General features: G+C 74.1%; 16 protein-coding genes. 11 read left to right on the plus strand and 5 right to left on the minus strand.

What is annotated here, in order from left to right; translation table 11 throughout:
- Positions 1-23 precede the first annotated feature (23 nt).
- Entirely contained in the window at positions 24-794 is a 771-nt protein-coding gene (locus tag BM158_RS15000) for a DUF2470 domain-containing protein (RefSeq protein ID WP_091560578.1), read from the plus strand.
- Here the strand turns inward: BM158_RS15000 and BM158_RS15005 are convergent.
- The 3 genes from BM158_RS15005 to BM158_RS15015 form a co-directional block, all read right to left on the minus strand.
- Entirely contained in the window at positions 757-2,361 is a 1,605-nt protein-coding gene (locus BM158_RS15005) for an ABC-F family ATP-binding cassette domain-containing protein (RefSeq protein ID WP_091560579.1), read from the minus strand. The two genes, BM158_RS15000 and BM158_RS15005, sit on opposite strands and share 38 nt — an antisense overlap.
- A gap of 123 nt (positions 2,362-2,484) precedes the next feature.
- Positions 2,485-4,404 carry an AAA family ATPase gene (locus BM158_RS15010; RefSeq protein WP_091560583.1) on the minus strand — a complete coding sequence of 640 codons (1,920 nt, stop codon included), beginning with the start codon at positions 4,402-4,404 and terminating at the stop codon, positions 2,485-2,487.
- Positions 4,401-5,378 (minus strand): aldo/keto reductase, encoded by a 978-nt coding sequence (locus BM158_RS15015; RefSeq protein WP_091560586.1) that lies wholly within the window; start codon positions 5,376-5,378, stop codon positions 4,401-4,403. The genes BM158_RS15010 and BM158_RS15015 overlap by 4 nt, the downstream gene beginning before the upstream one ends.
- 52 nt (positions 5,379-5,430) lie before the next feature.
- On the opposite strand from BM158_RS15015, the gene BM158_RS15020 reads away from it, so the two are divergent.
- Genes BM158_RS15020 through BM158_RS15045 form a run of 6 tightly spaced genes read left to right on the plus strand, consistent with a single transcriptional unit; the run spans position 5,431 to position 10,726 of the window.
- Positions 5,431-6,261 carry an undecaprenyl-diphosphate phosphatase gene (locus BM158_RS15020; protein WP_091560589.1) on the plus strand — a complete coding sequence of 277 codons (831 nt, stop codon included), beginning with the start codon at positions 5,431-5,433 and terminating at the stop codon, positions 6,259-6,261.
- 9 nt (positions 6,262-6,270) lie between these two features.
- Positions 6,271-6,975, plus strand: coding sequence for a histidine phosphatase family protein (locus BM158_RS15025; RefSeq protein ID WP_091560593.1), 705 nt, complete (start codon positions 6,271-6,273; stop codon positions 6,973-6,975).
- 10 nt (positions 6,976-6,985) lie between these two features.
- On the plus strand, positions 6,986-7,537 hold the full coding sequence (locus BM158_RS15030) for a DUF3090 family protein (protein ID WP_091560597.1): 552 nt from the start codon (positions 6,986-6,988) through the stop codon (positions 7,535-7,537).
- A 32-nt stretch (positions 7,538-7,569) separates the two neighbouring features.
- Positions 7,570-8,415 carry an SCO1664 family protein gene (locus BM158_RS15035; protein WP_229827384.1) on the plus strand — a complete coding sequence of 282 codons (846 nt, stop codon included), beginning with the start codon at positions 7,570-7,572 and terminating at the stop codon, positions 8,413-8,415.
- Between the two features lie 35 nt (positions 8,416-8,450).
- On the plus strand, positions 8,451-9,698 hold the full coding sequence (gene mshC / locus BM158_RS15040; protein ID WP_091560600.1) for a cysteine--1-D-myo-inosityl 2-amino-2-deoxy-alpha-D-glucopyranoside ligase: 1,248 nt from the start codon (positions 8,451-8,453) through the stop codon (positions 9,696-9,698).
- A gap of 5 nt (positions 9,699-9,703) precedes the next feature.
- Positions 9,704-10,726, plus strand: coding sequence for an HD domain-containing protein (locus tag BM158_RS15045; RefSeq protein ID WP_091560603.1), 1,023 nt, complete (start codon positions 9,704-9,706; stop codon positions 10,724-10,726).
- A gap of 105 nt (positions 10,727-10,831) precedes the next feature.
- Here BM158_RS15045 and BM158_RS15050 read toward each other — a convergent pair whose 3' ends face one another.
- Positions 10,832-11,686, minus strand: a complete 855-nt coding sequence (locus BM158_RS15050; protein ID WP_278247577.1) for a PAC2 family protein — start codon at positions 11,684-11,686, stop codon at positions 10,832-10,834.
- A 151-nt stretch (positions 11,687-11,837) separates the two neighbouring features.
- On the opposite strand from BM158_RS15050, the gene metH reads away from it, so the two are divergent.
- Positions 11,838-15,635 carry a methionine synthase gene (metH, locus tag BM158_RS15055; protein WP_229827383.1) on the plus strand — a complete coding sequence of 1,266 codons (3,798 nt, stop codon included), beginning with the start codon at positions 11,838-11,840 and terminating at the stop codon, positions 15,633-15,635.
- A gap of 14 nt (positions 15,636-15,649) precedes the next feature.
- Positions 15,650-16,339: an HAD family hydrolase gene (locus tag BM158_RS15060; RefSeq protein WP_229827382.1), complete on the plus strand. Its 690-nt coding sequence runs from the start codon at positions 15,650-15,652 to the stop codon at positions 16,337-16,339.
- A 7-nt stretch (positions 16,340-16,346) separates the two neighbouring features.
- Here BM158_RS15060 and BM158_RS15065 read toward each other — a convergent pair whose 3' ends face one another.
- On the minus strand, positions 16,347-17,285 hold the full coding sequence (locus BM158_RS15065; RefSeq protein ID WP_165628951.1) for a RecB family exonuclease: 939 nt from the start codon (positions 17,283-17,285) through the stop codon (positions 16,347-16,349).
- Between the two features lie 67 nt (positions 17,286-17,352).
- Here BM158_RS15065 and BM158_RS15070 point away from each other — a divergent pair, with 67 nt between their 5' ends.
- Both BM158_RS15070 and arc read left to right on the plus strand, forming a co-directional pair.
- Positions 17,353-18,231, plus strand: a complete 879-nt coding sequence (locus BM158_RS15070) for a tRNA (adenine-N1)-methyltransferase (RefSeq protein WP_229827381.1) — start codon at positions 17,353-17,355, stop codon at positions 18,229-18,231.
- 188 nt (positions 18,232-18,419) lie between these two features.
- Positions 18,420-20,141, plus strand: a complete 1,722-nt coding sequence (gene arc / locus BM158_RS15075; protein WP_229827380.1) for a proteasome ATPase — start codon at positions 18,420-18,422, stop codon at positions 20,139-20,141.

The following is a 20,141-nucleotide window of genomic DNA, read 5'->3' on the forward strand; positions in this document are numbered from 1 at the left end:
CCACATCGACAGGGAGAGCCGCGATGACGTCGACCACCCCGCCCGCCGTCCGACCCACCGCCGCCGAGCGCGCCCGCACCGTGGCCTGCCGCCCGTCCGCCGCGGTGTGCGCGGCCGGGGTGTCGGGCACCCGGGTGCTCGCCCACGCCACCACCGGAGCCGGTCAGGTGTTCGTCGTCGTCCCGGCCGACGGCGAGCTCGCGGTCGCGGTCCGCACCGACCCGGACGGCGACCTGCCCGCGCTCCTCATGGTCACCGACCACGCGCCGGTGTCCCTGCGCGACCCGGTCCGCGCCCAGCTGTGGCTGTCGGGCTGGCTCACCCCGGTCCGCGCGGAGGACGAGCGCGCCGTCGCGGTGGCCTTCGCCGAGGCCGTGCCCGCCGGTGCCCTGCTCGACGTCGGGACCACGGCCACCCTGCTGCGGCTGGACCTCGCCGAGGTGGTGCTCGGCGAGGGTGGCGGCACCGTCGAGGTCGACCCCGACGACTACGCCGCGGCCGGCCCCGACCCGCTGGTCGCCGTCGAGGCCGCCGCGCTCCAGCACCTGGACGCCGACCACCCCGCCGAGCTGGCGCTGCTGCGCTCCCGCATCCCGGGCGACTGGCTGGCCGAGGACGACGTCGTCCGGCCGCTGGGCCTGGACCGGGCCGGGTTCCGGCTGCGCATCGAGTCCGCCCGCGGGCACCGCGACGTCCGGGTGCCCTTCGACGTCCCCGTGACCAGCGAGGCCGAGCTCGGCCCGGCGGTGCACCGGCTCATGTGCGCGGCGCGGCGGTGCTGCCGGCAGGGCTGAGCACCACCCGGCGGTCCAGCCGCAGCTCGGCGAGGAACCGCTCGTCGTGGCTGACCACCACCAGGGCGCCCTGGTAGGCCTCCAGCGCGGCGGCCAGGTGCGCGGTGCCGGCCAGGTCGAGGTTGTTGGTCGGCTCGTCGAGCAGCAGCAGCTGGGGGGCGGGCTGGGCGAACAGCACGCAGGCCAGCACCGCCCGCAGCCGCTCGCCGCCGGACAGCGCACCCACCGGCAGGTGCGCCCGCGCACCCCGGAACAGGAACCGGGCCAGCAGGGTCAGCCGCTCGGCCGCGGGCCGGTCCGGCGCGGCGGCGGCGAGGGCGTCGGCCACCGTCGTCGCGGGGTCGAGCAGGTCCAGCCGCTGGGACAGGTAGGCGGTGCGGCCCTCGGCCCGGGTCACCGTGCCGCGGTCGGGCGCGAGCTCACCGGCGAGCACCCGCAGCAGGGTGGTCTTGCCCGACCCGTTGTCCCCGGTCAGCGCCACCCGCTCGGGCCCGCGCAGCGACAGGTCCACCCCGCCGGGGAACAGCCCGCGGACGTCGACGCCGGCCGCGTCCACCACCGTGCGCCCGGCCGGGACCCGGGTGCCCGGCAGGTCCAGGGCGATGGTGGTGTCGTCGCGCAGCGCGGCCCCGGCGCGGTCCAGCCGGGCGTGCGCCTCGTCCACCCGGGCGCCGTGCGTGCCGTCGGCCCGGCCCGCGGACTCCTCGGCCCGCCGCTTCCGGGCGCCCAGCAGGATCTTCGGGATGCCGGCGTCCGGGGCGCGGCGGGCGGCGGACGCGCTGCGCCGGTCGGCCCGCTCCCGGGCCTCCTGCCGCTCCCGCTCCACCCGCCGCAGCGCCTGCTCGGCCCCGCGGACGTCGCGCTCGGCGGCGGTCTGCTCGGCGGCCACCACGGCCTCCCAGGCGCTGAACCCGCCGGTCACGGTGCGCAGGGACCCGCGGGTGAGCTCGGCGGTCCGGTCCATCCGGTCCAGCAGGTCGCGGTCGTGGCTGACCACCAGCAGCGTCCCCGGGAACGCCTCGACCACCCCGGCCAGCCGGTCGCGCTCGGTGCGGTCCAGGTTGTTGGTCGGTTCGTCCAGCAGCAGGACGTCGGGACGGCGGAGCAGCTGGCCGGCCAGCCCGACGGCGACCACCTGCCCGCCGCTGAGCGCGGTCAGCCCGCGGTCCAGCGCCGTGCCGCCGAGGCCCAGGCGGTCCAGCTGCGCGGCGGCGCGCTCCTCGACGTCCCAGTCCTCGCCGATGACCTCGAAGTGCGCCGGGTCGGCGTCGCCGGCCTCGACCGCCCGGATCGCGGCCAGCACCGGGGCCACGCCGAGCGCGTCGGCGACCGTGCCGGTGGCGGTCAGCGGCAGGTCCTGGCGGAGGTGGCCGAGGACGCCGTCGACGGTGACCGACCCGCCGGTGGGGGTCAGCTCCCCGGTGACCAGCCGCAGCAGCGTGGTCTTGCCACCGCCGTTGGGCGCGACCAGGCCCGTGCGCCCGGGGCCGATCGTCGCGGTGACGCCGTCGAGCACCGGGGTGCCGTCGGGCCAGGAGAAGGACAGGGCGTGCAGCGTGATGGACACGGGTGGACCTCGCGGGGTGTCGCCGGGGGAGGGGCGGGGGCGAGGTCGTCAGCGCACGGAGCCGATGCTGCCGCAGCGTGTGCGGGCCCGCACCCCCTTTTCGCCCGGGTCGGCCGGGGTGCGCTACGCGTCGAGGTGCTCGCGGAGGAGCGCGGCCAGCCGGGTGCGGCGTGGCTGGACGTCGACCTCGCGCACCGCCCTCGCCAGGGCGGCGCCGCTGGCGTGCACGATCGACAGGTGCCGCTGCGCACGGGTGAGCGCGGTGTAGACCAGCGGCCGCGACAGCATCCCGCCCGCCTCGGGCGGCAGCACCACCACGACGCCGGGCCACTCCGACCCCTGCGCGCGGTGCACGGTGATCGCCCAGCCGTGCTTGAGGTCGCCCAGCGCCGAGGTGGGCACCGTGCACGGGCCGGAGCTGAAGTCGACCGACAGGGTGCCGTCGCCGGTGCCGGTGACCACGCCGACCTCGCCGTTGGCGAACCCGACCGGCTCGAGGTCCAGGTGGTTGGCGGTGGCCACCACGCGGTCGCCGACGTCGAAGCCCCACACCGTGCCGTCGCCCGGGTTGAGCTGTGCCTTGAGCGCCTTGTTCAGCTCGATGGTGCCGGCCGGCCCGCGGTGCACCGGCGTCACCACCTGCACGGTGGCCGGGTCGATGCCCAGCACGCGCGGGATGGAGTCGGTGACCAGCTGCACCACCCGGCGGGCGGCCTCGCCGCTGCCCTGCGCCGGGACGACGACCACCTCGCGGTCCTCGGACTCCACCTGCGGCAGCTCGCCGCCGCGGACGCCGGTGGCCAGCTTGGCGATCGCGCCACCGGCGGCCTGCCGGTGCAGGGTGGTCAGCTCGGTCACCGGGACGGCGCCGGAGTCGATGAGGTCGCCGAGCACGTGGCCCGGGCCGATCGAGGGCAGCTGCGCGGGGTCCCCGACCAGCAGCAGGTGGGTGCCCTCGGGGCAGGCCTCCAGCAGGGCCGCGGTGAGCTCGACGTCGAGCATCGAGGCCTCGTCGACCACGACGACGTCGGCGTCCAGCGGCCACTCCTCGTTGCGGGAGAAGCCGCCGGTCATGCCCTGCGCACCCAGCAGCCGGTGCACGGTGGTCGCCGGGTGGTCGGTCAGCTCCTCCAGCCGCTTGGCCGCGCGACCGGTCGGGGCGGCCAGCGCGATCTCGACGTCCTTGCTCTGCAGCAGCTTGACCACGCTGGCGACCGTGCGGCTCTTGCCGGTGCCCGGCCCGCCGGTCAGCAGCGAGACACCGGCCGAGAGCACCTGCTCGACGGCCTGCTTCTGCGCCGGGTCCAGCCCCTTCGCCACGGCCTTGACCGCACTGGCCGGCGCGATGGGCTCGGCGGTGGCGGCCAGGCGGGCGATGCCCTCGGCGACCGCGTCCTCGGCCATGCCGTAGCGGGCCAGGCTCAGCGTGCGCAGTGCCGGGTCCGGCTCCTCGTCGGACTCCGGGTCGAACGGGGGTTCGTGCTCCAGCACGTCCCCGGAGTCGACGGCGGCCAGCACCGCGGCGGCGACGTCCTCCACGCCCTCGCTGCGCAGCGCGGAGACCACCCGGTCCACCGGCAGCACGGTGTGCCCGTCGCGGCTGGCGGTGCGCAGGGTCAGCGCGACCAGCGCCCGGCCGCGACGGCTGTCCTGCCGGTCGGCGCCGTTGAGGACGGCGATGGCCAGCCGGTCGGCGTCGGCGAGGGAGACCTGGTTCATCAGCAGCAGGCGCCAGGGGTCGTCGCGCAGCCGGCGGCCGGCGTCGGGCCCGAGGACGTCGCCCACCCCGGCGGCGAGCTTGGCCGGCAGCCCGGCGGCGACCAGCATCTCGACGACCTCGTAGGCCGGCGCCGCCGACAGGAACGAGGAGAACAGCCGCTCGGCGCGCTGGCGGCCGACGCGGGGCAGCTTGACCAGGTGGTCGGCGGTCACCTGCTCCGGCGTGGTGATGCCGGCGCCGGGCAGCTCGGCGGCCGCGCGCTTGCCCAGCCCGGGCCAGAGCCCGGCGGCGCAGAAGGCGGCGAAGACGTCGGGCGAGCTCATCCGGGACGGCGGTCGGGGTACGAGGTGTGCGGCGCGGACACCTCGTCCAGGGCGAAGCGGATCGCGGCGGGGAGGGTGACGTCCTCGGCGTCCAGGCTGACCTGCAGCTGGGCCGCCGTCCGGGCGCCGACGACGGGGGCGACGACGCCGGGCCGGTCGCGCAACCAGGCCAGCGCCACGGCCAGCGGCACGGTGTGCAGGCCCTGCGCGGCGGTGCAGACCGCCTCGACCACCCGGTCGGTGTCCTTGGAGCGCAGACCGTCGACGAACGGCGACCACTGGGCCGACGCGCCACGGCTGTCGCTGGGTGTGCTGTGCCGGTACTTGCCGGTGAGCAGGCCGCGGCCCAGCGGCGACCAGGGCAGCAGCCCGATCTCCAGCGCCTCGGCGGCCGGGACGACCTCGCGCTCGATGCCGCGCTGCAGCAGCGAGTACTCGACCTGGCTGCTCACGATGGGCGCGCGGCCGGGCCACGCCCGCTGCCAGGTGGCCGCCTGGGCGGTCTGCCAGCCGGTGAAGTTGCTCACGCCGACGTAGCGGGTGCGGCCGCTGCTGACCGCGGTGTCCAGCGCGGCGAGGGTCTCCTCGAGCGGGGTGTGCTCGTCCCAGGAGTGCAGCTGCCACAGGTCGACGTGGTCCAGGCCGAGCCGCTCGAGCGAGGCGTCCAGCGCCGAGAGCAGGTGCCCGCGCGACGCGCCGCGGCCCATCGCTCCGGTGCGCGTGCGGCCCACGGCCTTGGTCGCCACCAGCACGTCGTCCCGCGGGACGACGTCGGCCAGCAGCCGGCCCAGGGTCCGCTCGGACTCGCCGTCGGCGTACACGTCGGCGGTGTCCACCAGCGTGCCGCCGGCGTCGACGAAGGCCGTCAGCTGCATCGCGGCCTCGTCCTCGTCGGTGTCCCGGCCCCAGGTCATGGTGCCCAGTGCCAACCGGGAGACCACCAGGCCGCTGCGCCCCAACGCCCGCTGTTCCACGAGGGGTCAACCTACCGGGACCCCGGAGGTCCGGACCGTAGGCTGCCGCCCCGTGGGTTGGGTTGAAGCCGTCGTCCTCGGGCTCGTGCAGGGCCTCACCGAGTTCCTGCCGATCTCCTCCAGTGCGCACCTGCGGGTGGTGGGCTCGGTCTTCGGCTGGGACGACCCCGGTGCGGCGTTCACCGCCATCACCCAGATCGGCACCGAGCTGGCCGTGCTCCTGTACTTCCGGCACGACATCTGGTCGATCATCCGGACCTGGGTGCTGTCGCTGAAGGACAAGGAGCTGCGCGCCGAGCCCGACGCCCGGATGGGCTGGTTGATCATCATCGGGTCGGTCCCGATCGTCGTCCTGGGCCTGCTGTTCCAGGACGCCATCGAGACCACGTTCCGCGACCTGCGGATCATCGCCATCGCGCTCGTCGTGTTCTCCCTGGTCCTCTACTTCGCCGACCGCATCGGGTCCAAGCAGCGCACGCTCACCGACCTCACCGTCAAGCACGGCATCCTCTACGGCCTCGCCCAGGCCGCCGCGCTCGTCCCGGGCGTGTCCCGCTCGGGCGGCACGATCACCATGGGCCTGTTCCTCGGCTACAGCCGCGCCGCGGCCGCCCGCTACTCGTTCCTGCTGGCCATCCCCGCCGTCCTCGGGTCGGGGTTCTTCCAGGCCTACGAGGCCTTCACCGGCGGCACGGCCGGCGGCCGGATCGAGTGGGGCCCGACGGTCGTGGCCACCGTCATCGCCTTCGGCGTCGGGCTCGCGGTCATCGCCTGGCTGCTGCGCTACCTCGAGCGCGGCACCTTCACCCCCTTCGTGGTCTACCGGGTGGTGCTGGGCCTGCTGCTGCTCGCCGCGGTCGGCGCCGGGCTGCTCACGCCCTAACCTCCAGGGATGACCACTGTCATCCTCCTGCGCCACGGCCGGACGACGGCGAACGCCGCCGGGGTGCTGGCCGGGTGGAGCCCCGGCGTCCGGCTGGACGAGAAGGGCCAGGAGCAGGTCGCCGCGGTCGGCGCCCGGCTGGCCGCCGTCCCGCTGGCCGCGGTGGTGTCCAGCCCGCTGGAGCGCTGCCGGCAGACCGCCGGCGCCGTCGTCGCCGGCCGGGAGCTCGAGCTGCAGACCGACGACCGGCTGGGGGAGTGCCGCTACGGCGACTGGACCGGCCGGCCGATCAAGGAGCTGCTCAAGGAGCCCATGTGGAAGGTGGTGCAGCAGCACCCCTCCGCCGCGGTGTTCCCCGGCCCCGAGGGCGAGCCGCTGGCGCACACCCAGGCCCGCGCCGTCGCCGCCGTCCGGGAGTGGAACGCGACGCTGGGCCCCGACGCCGTCTGGCTGGCCTGCACCCACGGCGACGTCATCAAGGCCGTCCTGGCCGACGCCTACGGGATGCACCTGGACTCCTTCCAGCGCATCGTCGCCGACCCCGCCTCGATCTCGGTGGTCAACTACACCGACACCCGGCCGTTCGTGCTGCGGGTCAACGACACCGGCGGTGACGTCAGCGGGCTGATCCCGCCCAGGAAGCGCGGGCGTCGTCCCCGCAAGGCCTCCTCGGACGCCGTCGTGGGCGGGGGCGCGGGCCCCTCCGGCGCGTAACCTCGTCGCCGTGCCACGCCAGGTCTTCCTCTTCGAACGCCCCGTCCGCTTCGTCGCGGGCACCGTCGGCCAGCCCGGGGACCGCACCTTCTACCTGCAGGCCTCGGACGAGGCCGGCCGGGTCATCAGCGTCGCGCTGGAGAAGTCGCAGGTCGAGGTGCTCGCCGAGCGGATGAGCGAGCTGCTCGACGAGATCGCCACCCGCGCCACCACCGTCGTCCCCCCGGACGCCGACGTCGACGACCTCGACCCGCTGACCGCCCCCGTGGACGAGGAGTTCCGCGTCGCGGCGATGGGTCTGGCCTGGGACGGCGAGGCGCAGGCCGTCGTCGTGGAGGCCGTCGCTGCCGGCGAGGAGCCCATCGACGAGGACGCGATCCTGTCCGACTCCGACGAGGGCCCCGACGCGCTGCGGGTGGTCATCACCCCCGCCGCGGCCCGCGGGTTCGTCGCCCGCGCCCGCCGGGTGGTCTCGGCCGGCCGGCCGTCGTGCCCGCTGTGCTCGATGCCGCTGGACCCCACGGGCCACGTCTGCCCGCGGCAGAACGGGTACCGGCGCTGACCGGACCCGAGCCGCGGACGGGGGACGAGCTGGTGGACGCCTTCCTCGACGGCGAGCTCGACGACCTCGCCGAGGACGACGACGAGCTCGAGGACGACCTCGAGGACGACGAGGGGACCCGCGAGGTGGAGGGCCTGGCCTTCGACCACGGCGACCGGCGCTCCCCGGTCGGCGACGCCGAGGCCCGCACCCTGCTGCTGGACGGCGAGCTCGACCTCGAGGGCCGGCTGCTCGACGCCTCGAACGTCACCCTGATCGGGGCGATCCGGACCCCGGAGCTGGCGGGGGAGTGCGTCTACAAGCCCGTCCGCGGCGAGCGGCCGCTCTGGGACTTCCCCGACGGCACCCTCGCCGGCCGGGAGATCAGCGCCTACCTCGTCTCCGAGGCCACCGGCTGGCGGGTGGTGCCGCCGACCGTGCTGCGCGACGGCCCGTTCGGCCCCGGCATGGTGCAGCTCTGGCAGCACGCCGACCCCACGGTGGAGATGACGACGTTCGTCCGGCGCGACCACCCGGCGCTGCGCCGGATGGCGGTGTTCGACGCGGTGGTCAACAACGCCGACCGCAAGGGCGGCCACATGATCCCGACCGCCGACGGCCACGTGTACGGCGTCGACCACGGCATCTGCTTCTCGCCCGACCCCAAGCTGCGCACCCTGCTGTGGCGCTGGGCCGGCCAGCCGCTCACCGCCGAGGCGGTCGAGGTGCTCGAGCGCCTGCAGGACCAGCTGCGCGACGACCTGGGGGAGCAGCTGCACGAGCACCTGACCCGCACCGAGGTCCGGCGCACCCAGCAGCGGGTGGCCGACCTGCTGCGCACCGGCCGGCACCCCGAGCCCAGCGGCGACTGGCCGGCGCTGCCCTGGCCGCCCTTCTGATCTCCGCTGTCGGACCCCCGCCGTAGGCTCGGGTCGTGCTCAGCTGGCCCGCCCCCCTCCTGCCCTCCCTGCCCGGGAACGGCCCCGCCCTGCGGTTGCACGACACCGCGCGCCGCGAGGTCGTGCAGACCGAGCCGGGCCCCGTGGCGAAGATGTACGTCTGCGGCATCACGCCCTACGACGCCACCCACCTGGGGCACGCCGCCACCTACCTGGCCTTCGACCTGGTCAACCGGCTCTGGCGCGACCTGGGCCACGCGGTGCACTACGTGCAGAACGTCACCGACGTCGACGACCCGCTCTTCGAGCGGGCGAACCGCGACGGCGAGGACTGGATCGTGCTCGGCATGCGCGAGACCGCGCTGTTCCGCGAGGACATGACGGCGCTGCGGGTGCTCCCGCCCGAGGACTACGTGGGCGCCGTCGAGGCCATCCCGCAGATCGTCGCCCACGTCGAGGAGCTGCAGGCCGCGGGCCTGGCCTACACCCTCGACGACGGCACCGGCGACGTCTACCACGACATCGCGCAGGCCCCCGGCTTCGGCGGGGAGAGCGGCTACGACGAGCCCACCATGCTGCGGTTCTCCGCCGAGCGCGGCGGAGACCCCGACCGGCCCGGCAAGCGCAACCGGCTCGACCCCCTGCTGTGGCGCGGGGCCCGCGAGGGCGAGCCGTCCTGGCCCGGCCCGCAGGGCGTCGCCGGCCGGCCCGGCTGGCACGTCGAGTGCGCCTCCATCGCGCTGGGCACCATCGGCATGGGCTTCGACGTGCAGGGCGGCGGCAGCGACCTGGTCTTCCCGCACCACGAGTTCTCCGCGGTGCACGCCGAGGCGCTCACCGGCACCAAGCCCTTCGCGCAGGCCTACGTGCACGCCGCGATGATCGGCCTGGACGGCGAGAAGATGAGCAAGAGCCGGGGCAACCTGGTGTTCGTCTCCCGGCTGCGCGGCGACGGCGTCGACCCGATGGCGATCCGGCTGGCGCTGCTGAGCGGCCACTACCGCACCGACCGGGCCTGGACCCCCGACCTGCTGGAGGCCGCCGAGCGCCGGCTGGCCACCTGGCGGGAGGCGGTCAGCCGCCGGTCGGGTGCCTGCGCCGCCGAGGTGCTGGGCGCCGTCCGCGAGCGGCTGGCCGACGACCTCGACTCGCCCGGCGCGATCGCCGCCCTGGACGCCTGGGCCACCGCGACCCTGGCCGGCGGCGAGGTCGCCGAGCAGGACGAGGGCGCGCCCGACGTCGTCCGCGACGCCGTCGACGCCCTCCTCGGCATCGCCCTGTAGCCCCGGTGGCCACGTTCCGGCTCACCGACCGGGCCGCCCGCGAGCAGGCCGAGCAGCAGCTCGCGCCCGGGGCCGCCCGGTCCACCGCCGGGCGGGGCCGGGCCCGGCCGGAGCCCGAGGACCCGCTGCGGACGGCGTACGAGCGCGACCGCGACCGCATCCTGCACGCCAAGGCCTTCCGGCGGCTCAAGCACAAGACGCAGGTCTTCCTGCACCCCGACGGCGACCACTTCGTCACCCGGCTGACCCACACGCTGCAGGTCACCCAGGTGGCCCGGTCGCTGGCCGCGGCGCTGGGGCTCAACGAGACCCTCGCCGAGGCGATCGCGCTGGGCCACGACGTCGGGCACTCGCCGTTCGGGCACATCGGCGAGGAGGCGCTGGACCCCTACGTCCCGGGCGGCTGGCACCACGCCGCGCAGGGCGTGCGCATCGTGGAGCGACTGGAGGACCTCAACCTCACCTGGGAGGTCCGCGACGGGGTGCGGGCGCACAGCTGGAAGATCGACCCGCCGCCGACCACCCGCGAGGCCGAGTGCGTGCGCTACGCCGACCGGATCGGCTACCTGTCCCACGACGCGCTGGACGCCGTCCGGGCCGGGGTGCTGGAACCCGGTGACCTGCCGGCGCGGGCGCGGGAGGTGTTCGGCGAGCCGGGCAGCCAGATGGTCGGCGCGATGATCGACGCGGTGGTCGCCGGGAGCCTGGCCGACGGCGGCCGGGTGGTCATGGCCCCCGGGCCGCTGGAGGCCATGCACGAGCTGCGGGCGTTCATGTTCGAGCGGGTCTACGGCTCGGAGGTCGCCGCCGGGCAGAAGCACGTGGCCATCGACGTGATCCGCCGGCTGGTGGAGCACTACCTGGCCCACCCCGAGCAGATCCCCGACAGCTACCGCGACGCGGATGCCGACACGATGACGCAGGTCGTCGACCACGTCACCGGCATGACCGACCGCTACGCCCTCACCACCCACGACCGCCTCTTCGGCGCCGACGCCACCAACCTGATGCGCCCTCTGCTGCCCTGACCGCCCGGACCCACTGCGGCGGTGATCATGGGGTTGTGGCCACCGGACACGCCGGCCGCGGCGTGTCGCTCGGCGACAACCCCATGATCACCTGGGCGGGGTGAGCTACCCGCGGTCGCGGCGCTTGAGGTAGCGCTCGAACTCGCGCGCGATCTGGTCGCCGTCGGCGTCGGCCAGGTCGGTCTCGGTGGCCTTCTCCTCCAGCGCCCGCACGTACTCCACGACCTCGTCGTCGTCGGCGGCCATCTCGTCGACGGTCTTCACCCACTGCGCGGCCTGCTCGGTCAGCCCCTCCATCGGGACGGTGACCTCGAGGACCTCCTCGACCCGGTGCAGCAGCGCGACGGTCGCCTGGGGGGAGGGCGGCTGGGAGACGTAGTGCGGGACGGCGGCCCAGAAGCTCACCGCCGGCAGGCCGGCCTGCACGCAGGCGTCCTGGAACACGCCGAGGATGCCGGTCGGGCCGGAGTACTTCGACGTCTCCAGGCCCCAGGTGCGGGCGGACTCCTCGTCGTAGGCCGAGCCGGTCACCGGGGTGGGCCGGGTGTGCGGGGTGTCGGCCAGCAGCGCGCCCAGGGCCACCACCGTGCTGACGTCGAGCTCGGTGAGGATGCCGATCAGCTCGGCGCAGAACCCGCGCCAGCGCATGTTGGGCTCGATGCCGCGCACCAGGACGACGTCGCGCTCGCCGCCGGCGGGCCGCCGGGCCACGGAGATGCGGGTGGTGGGCCACTCGATCCGGCGGCTGACGCCGTCGACGAGGTTCACGGTGGGGCGGTTGACCTGGAAGTCGTAGTAGTCCTCGGGGTCCAGCGCGGCCAGCGGCTCGGCGTCCCAGATGAGCTCCAGGTGCTCCAGCGCGCCGGTCGCGGCGTCCCCGGCGTCGTTCCAGCCCTCGAAGGCGACCACGACGACGGGGTCGGTCAGGCGGGGCAGATCGGAGGGGCCGTGGTCGATCACCCGACCGAGCCTACGTCGCCCGCGCTGCTGCGCCGTCCGACCGGCCCGGCGTGCGACCATGGACGACGACCGGTCGCACCGCGGAGCCCCGCAACGCTGCTGGCTCGCCCCCGCGCGAGCAGCTCCCGTTGACCCCGCCCGTGAGGATCCCGTGCCCGAGACCCCCGCCGTCCGTCCCGACGCCACCGAGCAGCTGCGTGCCCTGCTGGCCCAGCGGATCCTCGTCCTCGACGGCGCGATGGGCACCGCCATCCAGCGCGACCGGCCCGACGAGGCCGGCTACCGCGGCGAGCGGTTCGCCGACTGGCCCACCGAGGTGCAGGGCAACAACGACCTGCTCTCCCTCACCCAGCCGCAGATCATCCGGGCCATCCACGACGAGTACCTGGCCGCCGGCGCGGACCTGCTGGAGACCAACACCTTCAACGCCACGGCCGTCTCCCTGGCCGACTACGGCATGTCCGCCCTGGCCTACGAGCTCAACGTGGCCAGCGCCCGGCTCGCCCGCGAGGCCGCCGACGCCGTCGCCACCCCGGAGAAGCCGCGGTTCGTCGTCGGCGCCATCGGGCCCACCAGCCGGACGGCGTCCATCAGCCCCGACGTCAACGACCCCGGCGCCCGCAACGTCACCTTCGACGAACTGGTCGAGGCCTACCGCGAGCAGGCCGAGGGCCTGGTGGACGGCGGGGCCGACGTCCTGCTGGTCGAGACCGTCTTCGACACGCTCAACGCCAAGGCGGCGATCTTCGCGCTGGAGTCGCTGTTCGAGGACCGCGGCCGCCGCTGGCCGGTGATGATCTCCGGGACCATTACCGACGCCTCCGGGCGCACCCTCTCCGGCCAGGTCACCGAGGCGTTCTGGAACTCCGTCCGGCACGTCCGGCCGCTGCTGGTCGGGCTGAACTGCGCGCTGGGCGCGGCCGAGATGCGGCCCTACATCGCCGAGCTCTCCCGCGTCGCGGACACCTTCGTCTCCTGCTACCCGAACGCCGGGCTGCCCAACGCCTTCGGCGAGTACGACGAGGCACCCGACGAAACCGCCGCGGTGCTGCGGGAGTTCGCCGAGGCCGGGTTCGTCAACCTCGTCGGCGGCTGCTGCGGCACCACCCCGGCGCACATCGCCGCGATCGCCGGCGCCGTCGAGGGCCTGGCGCCGCGGACCCCGGCCGAGGTGGGGCCGGCGCTGCGGCTGTCGGGCCTGGAGCCGCTGGTCGTCGTCCCGGAGTCGCTGTTCGTCAACGTCGGCGAGCGGACCAACATCACCGGGTCGGCCCGCTTCCGGAACCTGATCAAGGCCGGGGACTACCCGGCGGCCCTGGCCGTGGCGCGCCAGCAGGTCGAGGCCGGCGCGCAGGTCATCGACGTCAACATGGACGAGGGCATGATCGACGGCGTCGCGGCGATGGACCGCTTCGTCAAGCTCATCGCCTCCGAGCCCGACATCAGCCGGGTGCCCACGATGGTCGACTCCTCCAAGTGGGAGGTCATCGAGGCCGGCCTCAAGTGCGTGCAGGGCAAGGCGGTCGTCAACTCCATCTCGCTGAAGAACGGCGAGGAGGAGTTCGTCCGGCAGGCGCGGCTGTGCCGCAAGCACGGCGCCGCCGTCGTCGTCATGGCCTTCGACGAGCAGGGCCAGGCCGACACCCTGCAGCGGCGGCAGCAGATCTGCCGGCGGGCCTACGACGTGCTGGTGGACCAGGTCGGCTTCCCGGCCGAGGACATCATCTTCGACCCGAACGTCTTCGCCGTGGCCACCGGCATCGAGGAGCACGCCCGCTACGGCCTGGACTTCATCGAGGCCACCGCCTGGATCAAGGCCAACCTGCCCGGCGCGCTGGTGTCCGGCGGGGTCTCCAACGTGTCGTTCAGCTTCCGCGGCAACAACAAGGTCCGCGAGGCCATCCACGCGGTGTTCCTGTTCCACGCCATCCGCGCCGGCATGGACATGGGCATCGTCAACGCCGGCGCGCTCGAGGTCTACGACGAGGTGCCGGCGCAGCTCCGCGAGCGGATCGAGGACGTCGTCCTGGCCCGCCGGCCCGACGCCACCGAGCGGCTGCTGGAGATTGCCGGGGACTTCGCCGGGGACGGCGCCGCCCGGGAGGTCGCCACCGAGGAGTGGCGGTCGCTGCCGGTGGGGGAGCGGATCACCCACGCGCTGGTCAAGGGCATCGACGAGTTCGCCGAGAGCGACACCGAGGAGCTGCGGCTGGAGATCGCCGCCCGCGGCGGCCGGCCGATCGAGGTCATCGAGGGTCCGTTGATGGACGGCATGAACGTCGTCGGCGACCTGTTCGGCGCCGGCAAGATGTTCCTGCCGCAGGTGGTCAAGAGCGCCCGCGTGATGAAGAAGGCCGTGGCGCACCTGGTGCCGCACATCGAGGCGGAGAAGCAGCCGGGGGACGCCGGCCGCAGCAACGGCACGGTGGTCATGGCCACGGTCAAGGGCGACGTCCACGACATCGGCAAGAACATCGTCGGCGTGGTCCTGCAGTGCAACAACTACGACGTCGTCGACCTCGGCGTCATGGTGCCGGCGCAGAAGATCCTGGACGCCGCCAAGGAGCACGGCGCCGACGTCATCGGGCTGTCCGGGCTCATCACGCCGTCGCTGGACGAGATGGTCGGCTTCGCCACCGAGATGGAGCGGCAGGGCTTCGACATCCCGCTGATGATCGGCGGCGCCACCACCTCCCGCGCGCACACCGCCGTCAAGGTCGACCAGCGCTACCACGGCCCCGTGATCTGGGTGAAGGACGCGTCGCGGTCGGTGCCCGTCGTCGCGGCGCTGCTGTCGGACGAGCAGCGGCCGGGACTGCTGCAGAGCACCGAGGCCGAGTACGACGCGCTGCGCGAGCGGCACGCCGCCCGCGAGGACACCCGCACGCTGCTGCCGCTGGCCGCCGCACGGGCCGCCGCCCCGGCCATCGACTGGACCGACTACCGGCCGCCCCGCCCGCGGTTGCTGGCCCGCCAGGCCCACGACGCGTGCGCCGGGCCGTCCTGCGACCACCGCGGCGGCCACGTCACCCAGACCACCCGGGTCTTCACCGACTACCCGCTGGCCGAGCTGCGCGACTACATCGACTGGCAGCCGTTCTTCAACGCCTGGGAGATGCGCGGCCGGTTCCCCGACATCCTCAACAACCCGGCGACCGGCGAGGCCGCCCGGCGGCTGTACGAGGACGCCAACGCGATGCTCGACCGGGTCGTCGAGGAGAAGTGGCTGCGCGCCGCCGGCGTCGTGGGCCTCTTCCCGGCCGACCGGGTGGACGGCGTCGAGGACATCACCGTCTACGCCGACGACGACCGCACCCAGGTGGCCGCCACCCTCCACCACCTCCGCCAGCAGGGCGAGGGCCGTGACGGCTCGGCGCGCAAGTCGCTGGCGGACTTCATCGCGCCCGCCTCGACCGGCCTGCGCGACCACGTCGGGGCCTTCGCGGTGACCGCCGGGCTGGGCTCGGAGGCCAAGGTCGCCGAGTTCAAGGCGGCGCTGGACGACTACTCGGCGATCATGCTCGAGGCGCTGGCCGACCGGCTGGCCGAGGCTTTCGCCGAGCGGCTGCACGAGCGGGTGCGCACCGAGTTCTGGGGCTACGCCCCCGACGAGGACCTGGACGGCGAGGCGCTGATCGCGGAGAAGTACCGTGGCATCCGGCCCGCGCCCGGCTACCCGGCGTGCCCCGAGCACACCGAGAAGCAGACCATCTGGCGCCTCCTCGACGTCGAGGACGCCATCGGGGTGCGGCTGACCGAGTCGATGGCGATGTGGCCCGGCGCGGCGGTCAGCGGGCTGTACTTCTCCCACCCGCAGTCCCAGTACTTCGTGCTGGGGCGGCTGGGCCGCGACCAGGTCGCCGACTACGCCGCCCGCAAGGGCTGGACGGTGGCCGAGGCGGAGAAGTGGCTGGCGCCCAACCTGGGCTACCGGACCGAGGACGAGTGACCGGAAGGACCCCCGTGCCCCCGACGACCCTGCAGGCCGTGCTCTTCGACATGGACGGCACCCTGTTGGCGACCGAGCAGTACTGGGACGAGGCGCTCGCCGAGCTCGCCGCCGGCTGGGGCGGTGCCGTCTCGGCCGCCGCGCTCGCCTCGACCGCCGGGGTGGACCTGGACGGCGCCATGGAGATCGTGCGCCGGGACGTCGGGGTGCAGCGCACACCCGCGCAGGCCCGGCAGGACGCCGAGTGGGTGCTGGGCCGGGTCACCGCGCTCATGGCCCGGTCGGTCACCTGGCAGCCCGGCGCCCGGGAGCTGCTCACCGAGTGCCTGGCCTCCGGGGTGCGCACCGCCCTGGTCACCACCACCTACCGCCCGCTGGTGGAGCTGGTGCTGGGGCACCTGCGCGCCGACCTGGGCACGGAGCCGTTCGAGGTGACCGTGTGCGGCGACGAGGTACCGGCCCTCAAACCCGACCCGGCGCCCTACCTGCAGGCGCTGGCCGCCCTCGGGCTCTCGGCAGCCGAGTGCGTGGTCGTGGAGGACTCGCACACCGGCAGCCGGGCCGGGCTCGCCGCGGGCTGCCGCGTGCTCGTCGTGCCGCACGGCCAGGAGCTGCCCAGCACACCGGGCCTGACCGTCGGCGACACCCTGGTCGGCATCGGGGTCGCCGACCTCGCCGGGCTGGCGGACCCGGCCGTCGTCTGACCCGCCCTCAGCCGACCACCTCGACCGGCAGGGTGGTGCGCCAGCCCGCGGCGGCCGCGGCCTCGGCGGGGAACGGCGGCGGAGTGCCGCCGAAGGACGGGCAGAACGCCTGGTGGTCGCACCAGCTGCACAGCCGGCTGCGGTTGGGCCGGAAGTCGCCGGTCTCCACCGCCTTGCCGATCGCCGCCCAGATCGCCTGCAGGGTGCGCTCGAAGCGCAGCAGCTCGGCCTCGTCGGGGGCGTAGGTGAGGACGTCGCCGTCCTTGAGGTAGATGAGCTTGAGCTGGGCGGCGACCACGCCCCGGGTGCGCCAGAGCACCAGCGCGTAGAACTTCATCTGGAACAGCGCCTTGGCCTCGAAGGCCTCCCGCGGCATGCCGCCGGTCTTGTAGTCGACCACCCGCAGCGCGCCGTTGCGGGCGACGTCCAGGCGGTCGACGTAGCCGCGCAGCAGCAGGCCGTCGGGCAGGGTGACCTCGACCAGCTCCTCGCGGCCGTGCGGCTGGATGCGGGTCGGGTCCTCGAGCCGGAAGTAGGTCTCCACCAGCGCCCCGGCGGAGGCCAGCCAGGCCTCCAGGCTCTCCGCGGCGGGCTCGCCCTCGCCGGGCTCGAACAGCTCGGCCACCCCGGGCTCCTCGCGCAGCTCCGCCCAGGCGGGCTCGACCAGCTCGCGGGCCGCGGCGACCGTGCGCTCGGGCTGGGGCAGGTCGTAGAGGCGCTCCAGGACGGCGTGCACCAGGGTGCCCCGGACCGCGGCGCGGGACTTGCGCTCGGGCAGCCGGTCGATGGTGCGGAAGCGGTAGAGCAGCGGGCAGGTCTTGAAGTCGGCCGCGCGGGAGGGGGACAGGGAGGGCCGGCGCGGGGTGGTGTCGGCCGCCGTCGTCCGCTGGTCGGCCGGGTCGGCCGCGGGGTCGGTGACGTCCATCGCCAGCTCCGTCGTCGTCATGGTGGCAACGGTAGGTGCCGGGTACGACAGAACGGCCGCACCGACCCGCTCCGTAGTCTCGTCGGACGTGGAACCCCAGCCCGACCAGCCCGCCGCCCCCGCCCTCCCCCCGCGGGAGCCCGTCGACGGGGCCTTCGAGGTCGGGGACCGGGTGCAGCTGACCGACCCCAAGGGCAACATGCACACCGTCGTCCTGACCCCGGGCAAGCAGTTCCACACCCACAAGGGCGCCATCGAGCACGACCACCTCATCGGTGCGCCCGAGGGGTCGGTGGTGCACTCGACGAACAACACCGGCTACCTGGCCTTCCGGCCGCTGCTGGCCGACTTCGTGCTGTCCATGCCGCGCGGTGCCCAGGTCATCTACCCCAAGGACGCCGCGCAGATCGTCGGGTTCGGCGACATCGGGCCCGGCATGCGCGTGCTCGAGGCCGGCGCGGGGTCGGGCGCGCTGTCGTGCTCGCTGCTGCGCGCGGTGGGCAGCACCGGGCACCTGACCAGCTACGAGCGGCGCGAGGACTTCCTCGACGTCGCCCGGGGCAACGTGGAGACCTTCCTCAAGGAGGTGCCGGCCAACTGGTCGCTGCGGCTGGGCGACCTGGACCAGCACCCGGCGAGCGAGACCGTCGACCGCGTGGTGCTGGACATGCTCGAGCCCTGGGCGGTGCTCCCCACGGTCGCGGCGGCGCTGCGCCCGGGCGGGGTGCTGATCGGCTACGTGGCCACCACGACCCAGCTGTCCAGCTACGTGGAGGCGCTGCGGGCCCAGGCGTGCTGGACCGAGCCCTACGCCTGGGAGTCGATGAACCGTCCCTGGCACGCCGAGGGCCTGGCCGTGCGGCCCGAGCACCGGATGGTGGCCCACACGGCCTTCCTGGTCACCTGCCGGCGGCTGGCCGAGGGCGCCGTCGCCCCGCTGCGCGCGCGCAAGGTACGCCGCTTCTGAGGCGCACCGGGCGGGTGGGGTGAGCCGTTGCGCGCCCGTCACGGGGAGGTCCGGCGGCGCGGGCGTTCTGTCGCACCGCGTGGATACAGTGACGGCTCGGCAGCCCCTGACGTGTGCGGAGGTGCGTGATGGGTTCTCTCGGGCCTGATGAGTTCCGGGCGCGGCGTGATCGTGACGTCGCCTCGCTGGTGAGCCAGATCAGCTACCTGGAGGAGGAGATCGGCCTCCTGCGCCGCAAGGTGTCCGACAGCCCGCGCCAGGTGCGGGCGCTCGAGGAGCGGGTCGCCGAGGCCGAGGGGCGCGCGGCCTTCCTCTCCGAGCGCAACGACAAGCTCAGCGAGACCCTGCGCGGCGCCCGCGACCAGCTGGTGCAGCTCAAGGAGGAGATCGAGCGGCTGGGCCAGCCCCCGTCGGGCTACGGCGTCTTCCTGGGCCGGTTCGACGACGGCACGGTCGACGTGTTCACCGGGGGCCGCAAGCTGCGGGTGTCGGTGTCGCCGGCGGTCGACGTCGAGGGCCTGCAGTACGGCCAGGAGCTGATGCTCAACGAGGCCATGAACGTCGTCGAGGCGCGCGGCTTCGAGCGCTCCGGCGACGTGGTGATGCTCAAGGAGCTGCTGGAGCCGATCGAGGGCCAGGCGCCCCGCGCGCTGGTGGTCGGGCACACCGACGAGGAGCGCGTGGTCTCCCTCGCCGACTCCCTCGCCGGGCAGAAGCTGCGGGCCGGTGACTCCCTGCTGCTGGAGTCCCGCTCGGGGTTCGTCTACGAGCGCATCCCCAAGAGCGAGGTCGAGGAGCTGATCCTGGAGGAGGTCCCCGACATCGACTACGGCGACATCGGCGGGCTGTCGCGGCAGATCGAGCAGATCCGCGACGCCGTCGAGATGCCGTTCCTGCACAAGGACCTGTTCAAGACCTACGAGCTGCGCCCGCCCAAGGGCATCCTGCTCTACGGCCCGCCCGGGTGCGGGAAGACGCTGATCGCCAAGGCGGTCGCGAACTCGCTCGCCAAGCAGATCGCCGTGGCGCACGGCGCCGAGGAGGCGACCCGCGCGCGGTCCTACTTCCTCAACATCAAGGGCCCCGAGCTGCTGAACAAGTACGTCGGCGAGACCGAGCGGCACATCCGGCTGGTCTTCCAGCGGGCCCGCGAGAAGGCCAGCGAGGGCGCGCCGGTCATCGTGTTCTTCGACGAGATGGACTCGATCTTCCGCACCCGCGGCACCGGGGTGAGCTCCGACGTGGAGTCCACGATCGTGCCGCAGCTGCTCAGCGAGATCGACGGCGTCGAGGGCCTGGAGAACGTCATCGTCATCGGCGCCTCCAACCGCGAGGACATGATCGACCCGGCGATCCTGCGGCCGGGCCGTCTCGACGTGAAGATCAAGATCGAGCGCCCGGACGCCGAGGCCGCCCGCGACATCTTCACCAAGTACCTGACGACGACGCTGCCCATCCACGCCGACGACCTGGCCGAGCACGGGGGCAGCCGCGAGGCGACCATCGCCGGGATGATCCAGTCGACGGTGGAGCGGATGTACACCGAGAGCGAGGAGAACCGCTTCCTCGAGGTGACCTACGCCAACGGCGACAAGGAGGTCCTGTACTTCAAGGACTTCAACTCCGGCGCCATGCTGCAGAACATCGTCGACCGGGCGAAGAAGATGGCCATCAAGGACCGCCTGGAGACCGGCGTCGACGGGCTGCGGGTGGGCCACCTCATGGCGGCGTGCGTGGACGAGTTCAAGGAGAACGAGGACCTCCCGAACACCACCAACCCCGACGACTGGGCGCGCATCTCGGGCAAGAAGGGCGAGCGGATCGTGTACATCCGCACGCTCATCAGCGGCAAGGGCAGCGATGCCGGCCGGGCGATCGACACCGCCACCAACACCGGCCAGTACCTGTAG

This window comes from Klenkia taihuensis, from assembly GCF_900112525.1.
Classification (GTDB): domain Bacteria; phylum Actinomycetota; class Actinomycetes; order Mycobacteriales; family Geodermatophilaceae; genus Klenkia; species Klenkia taihuensis.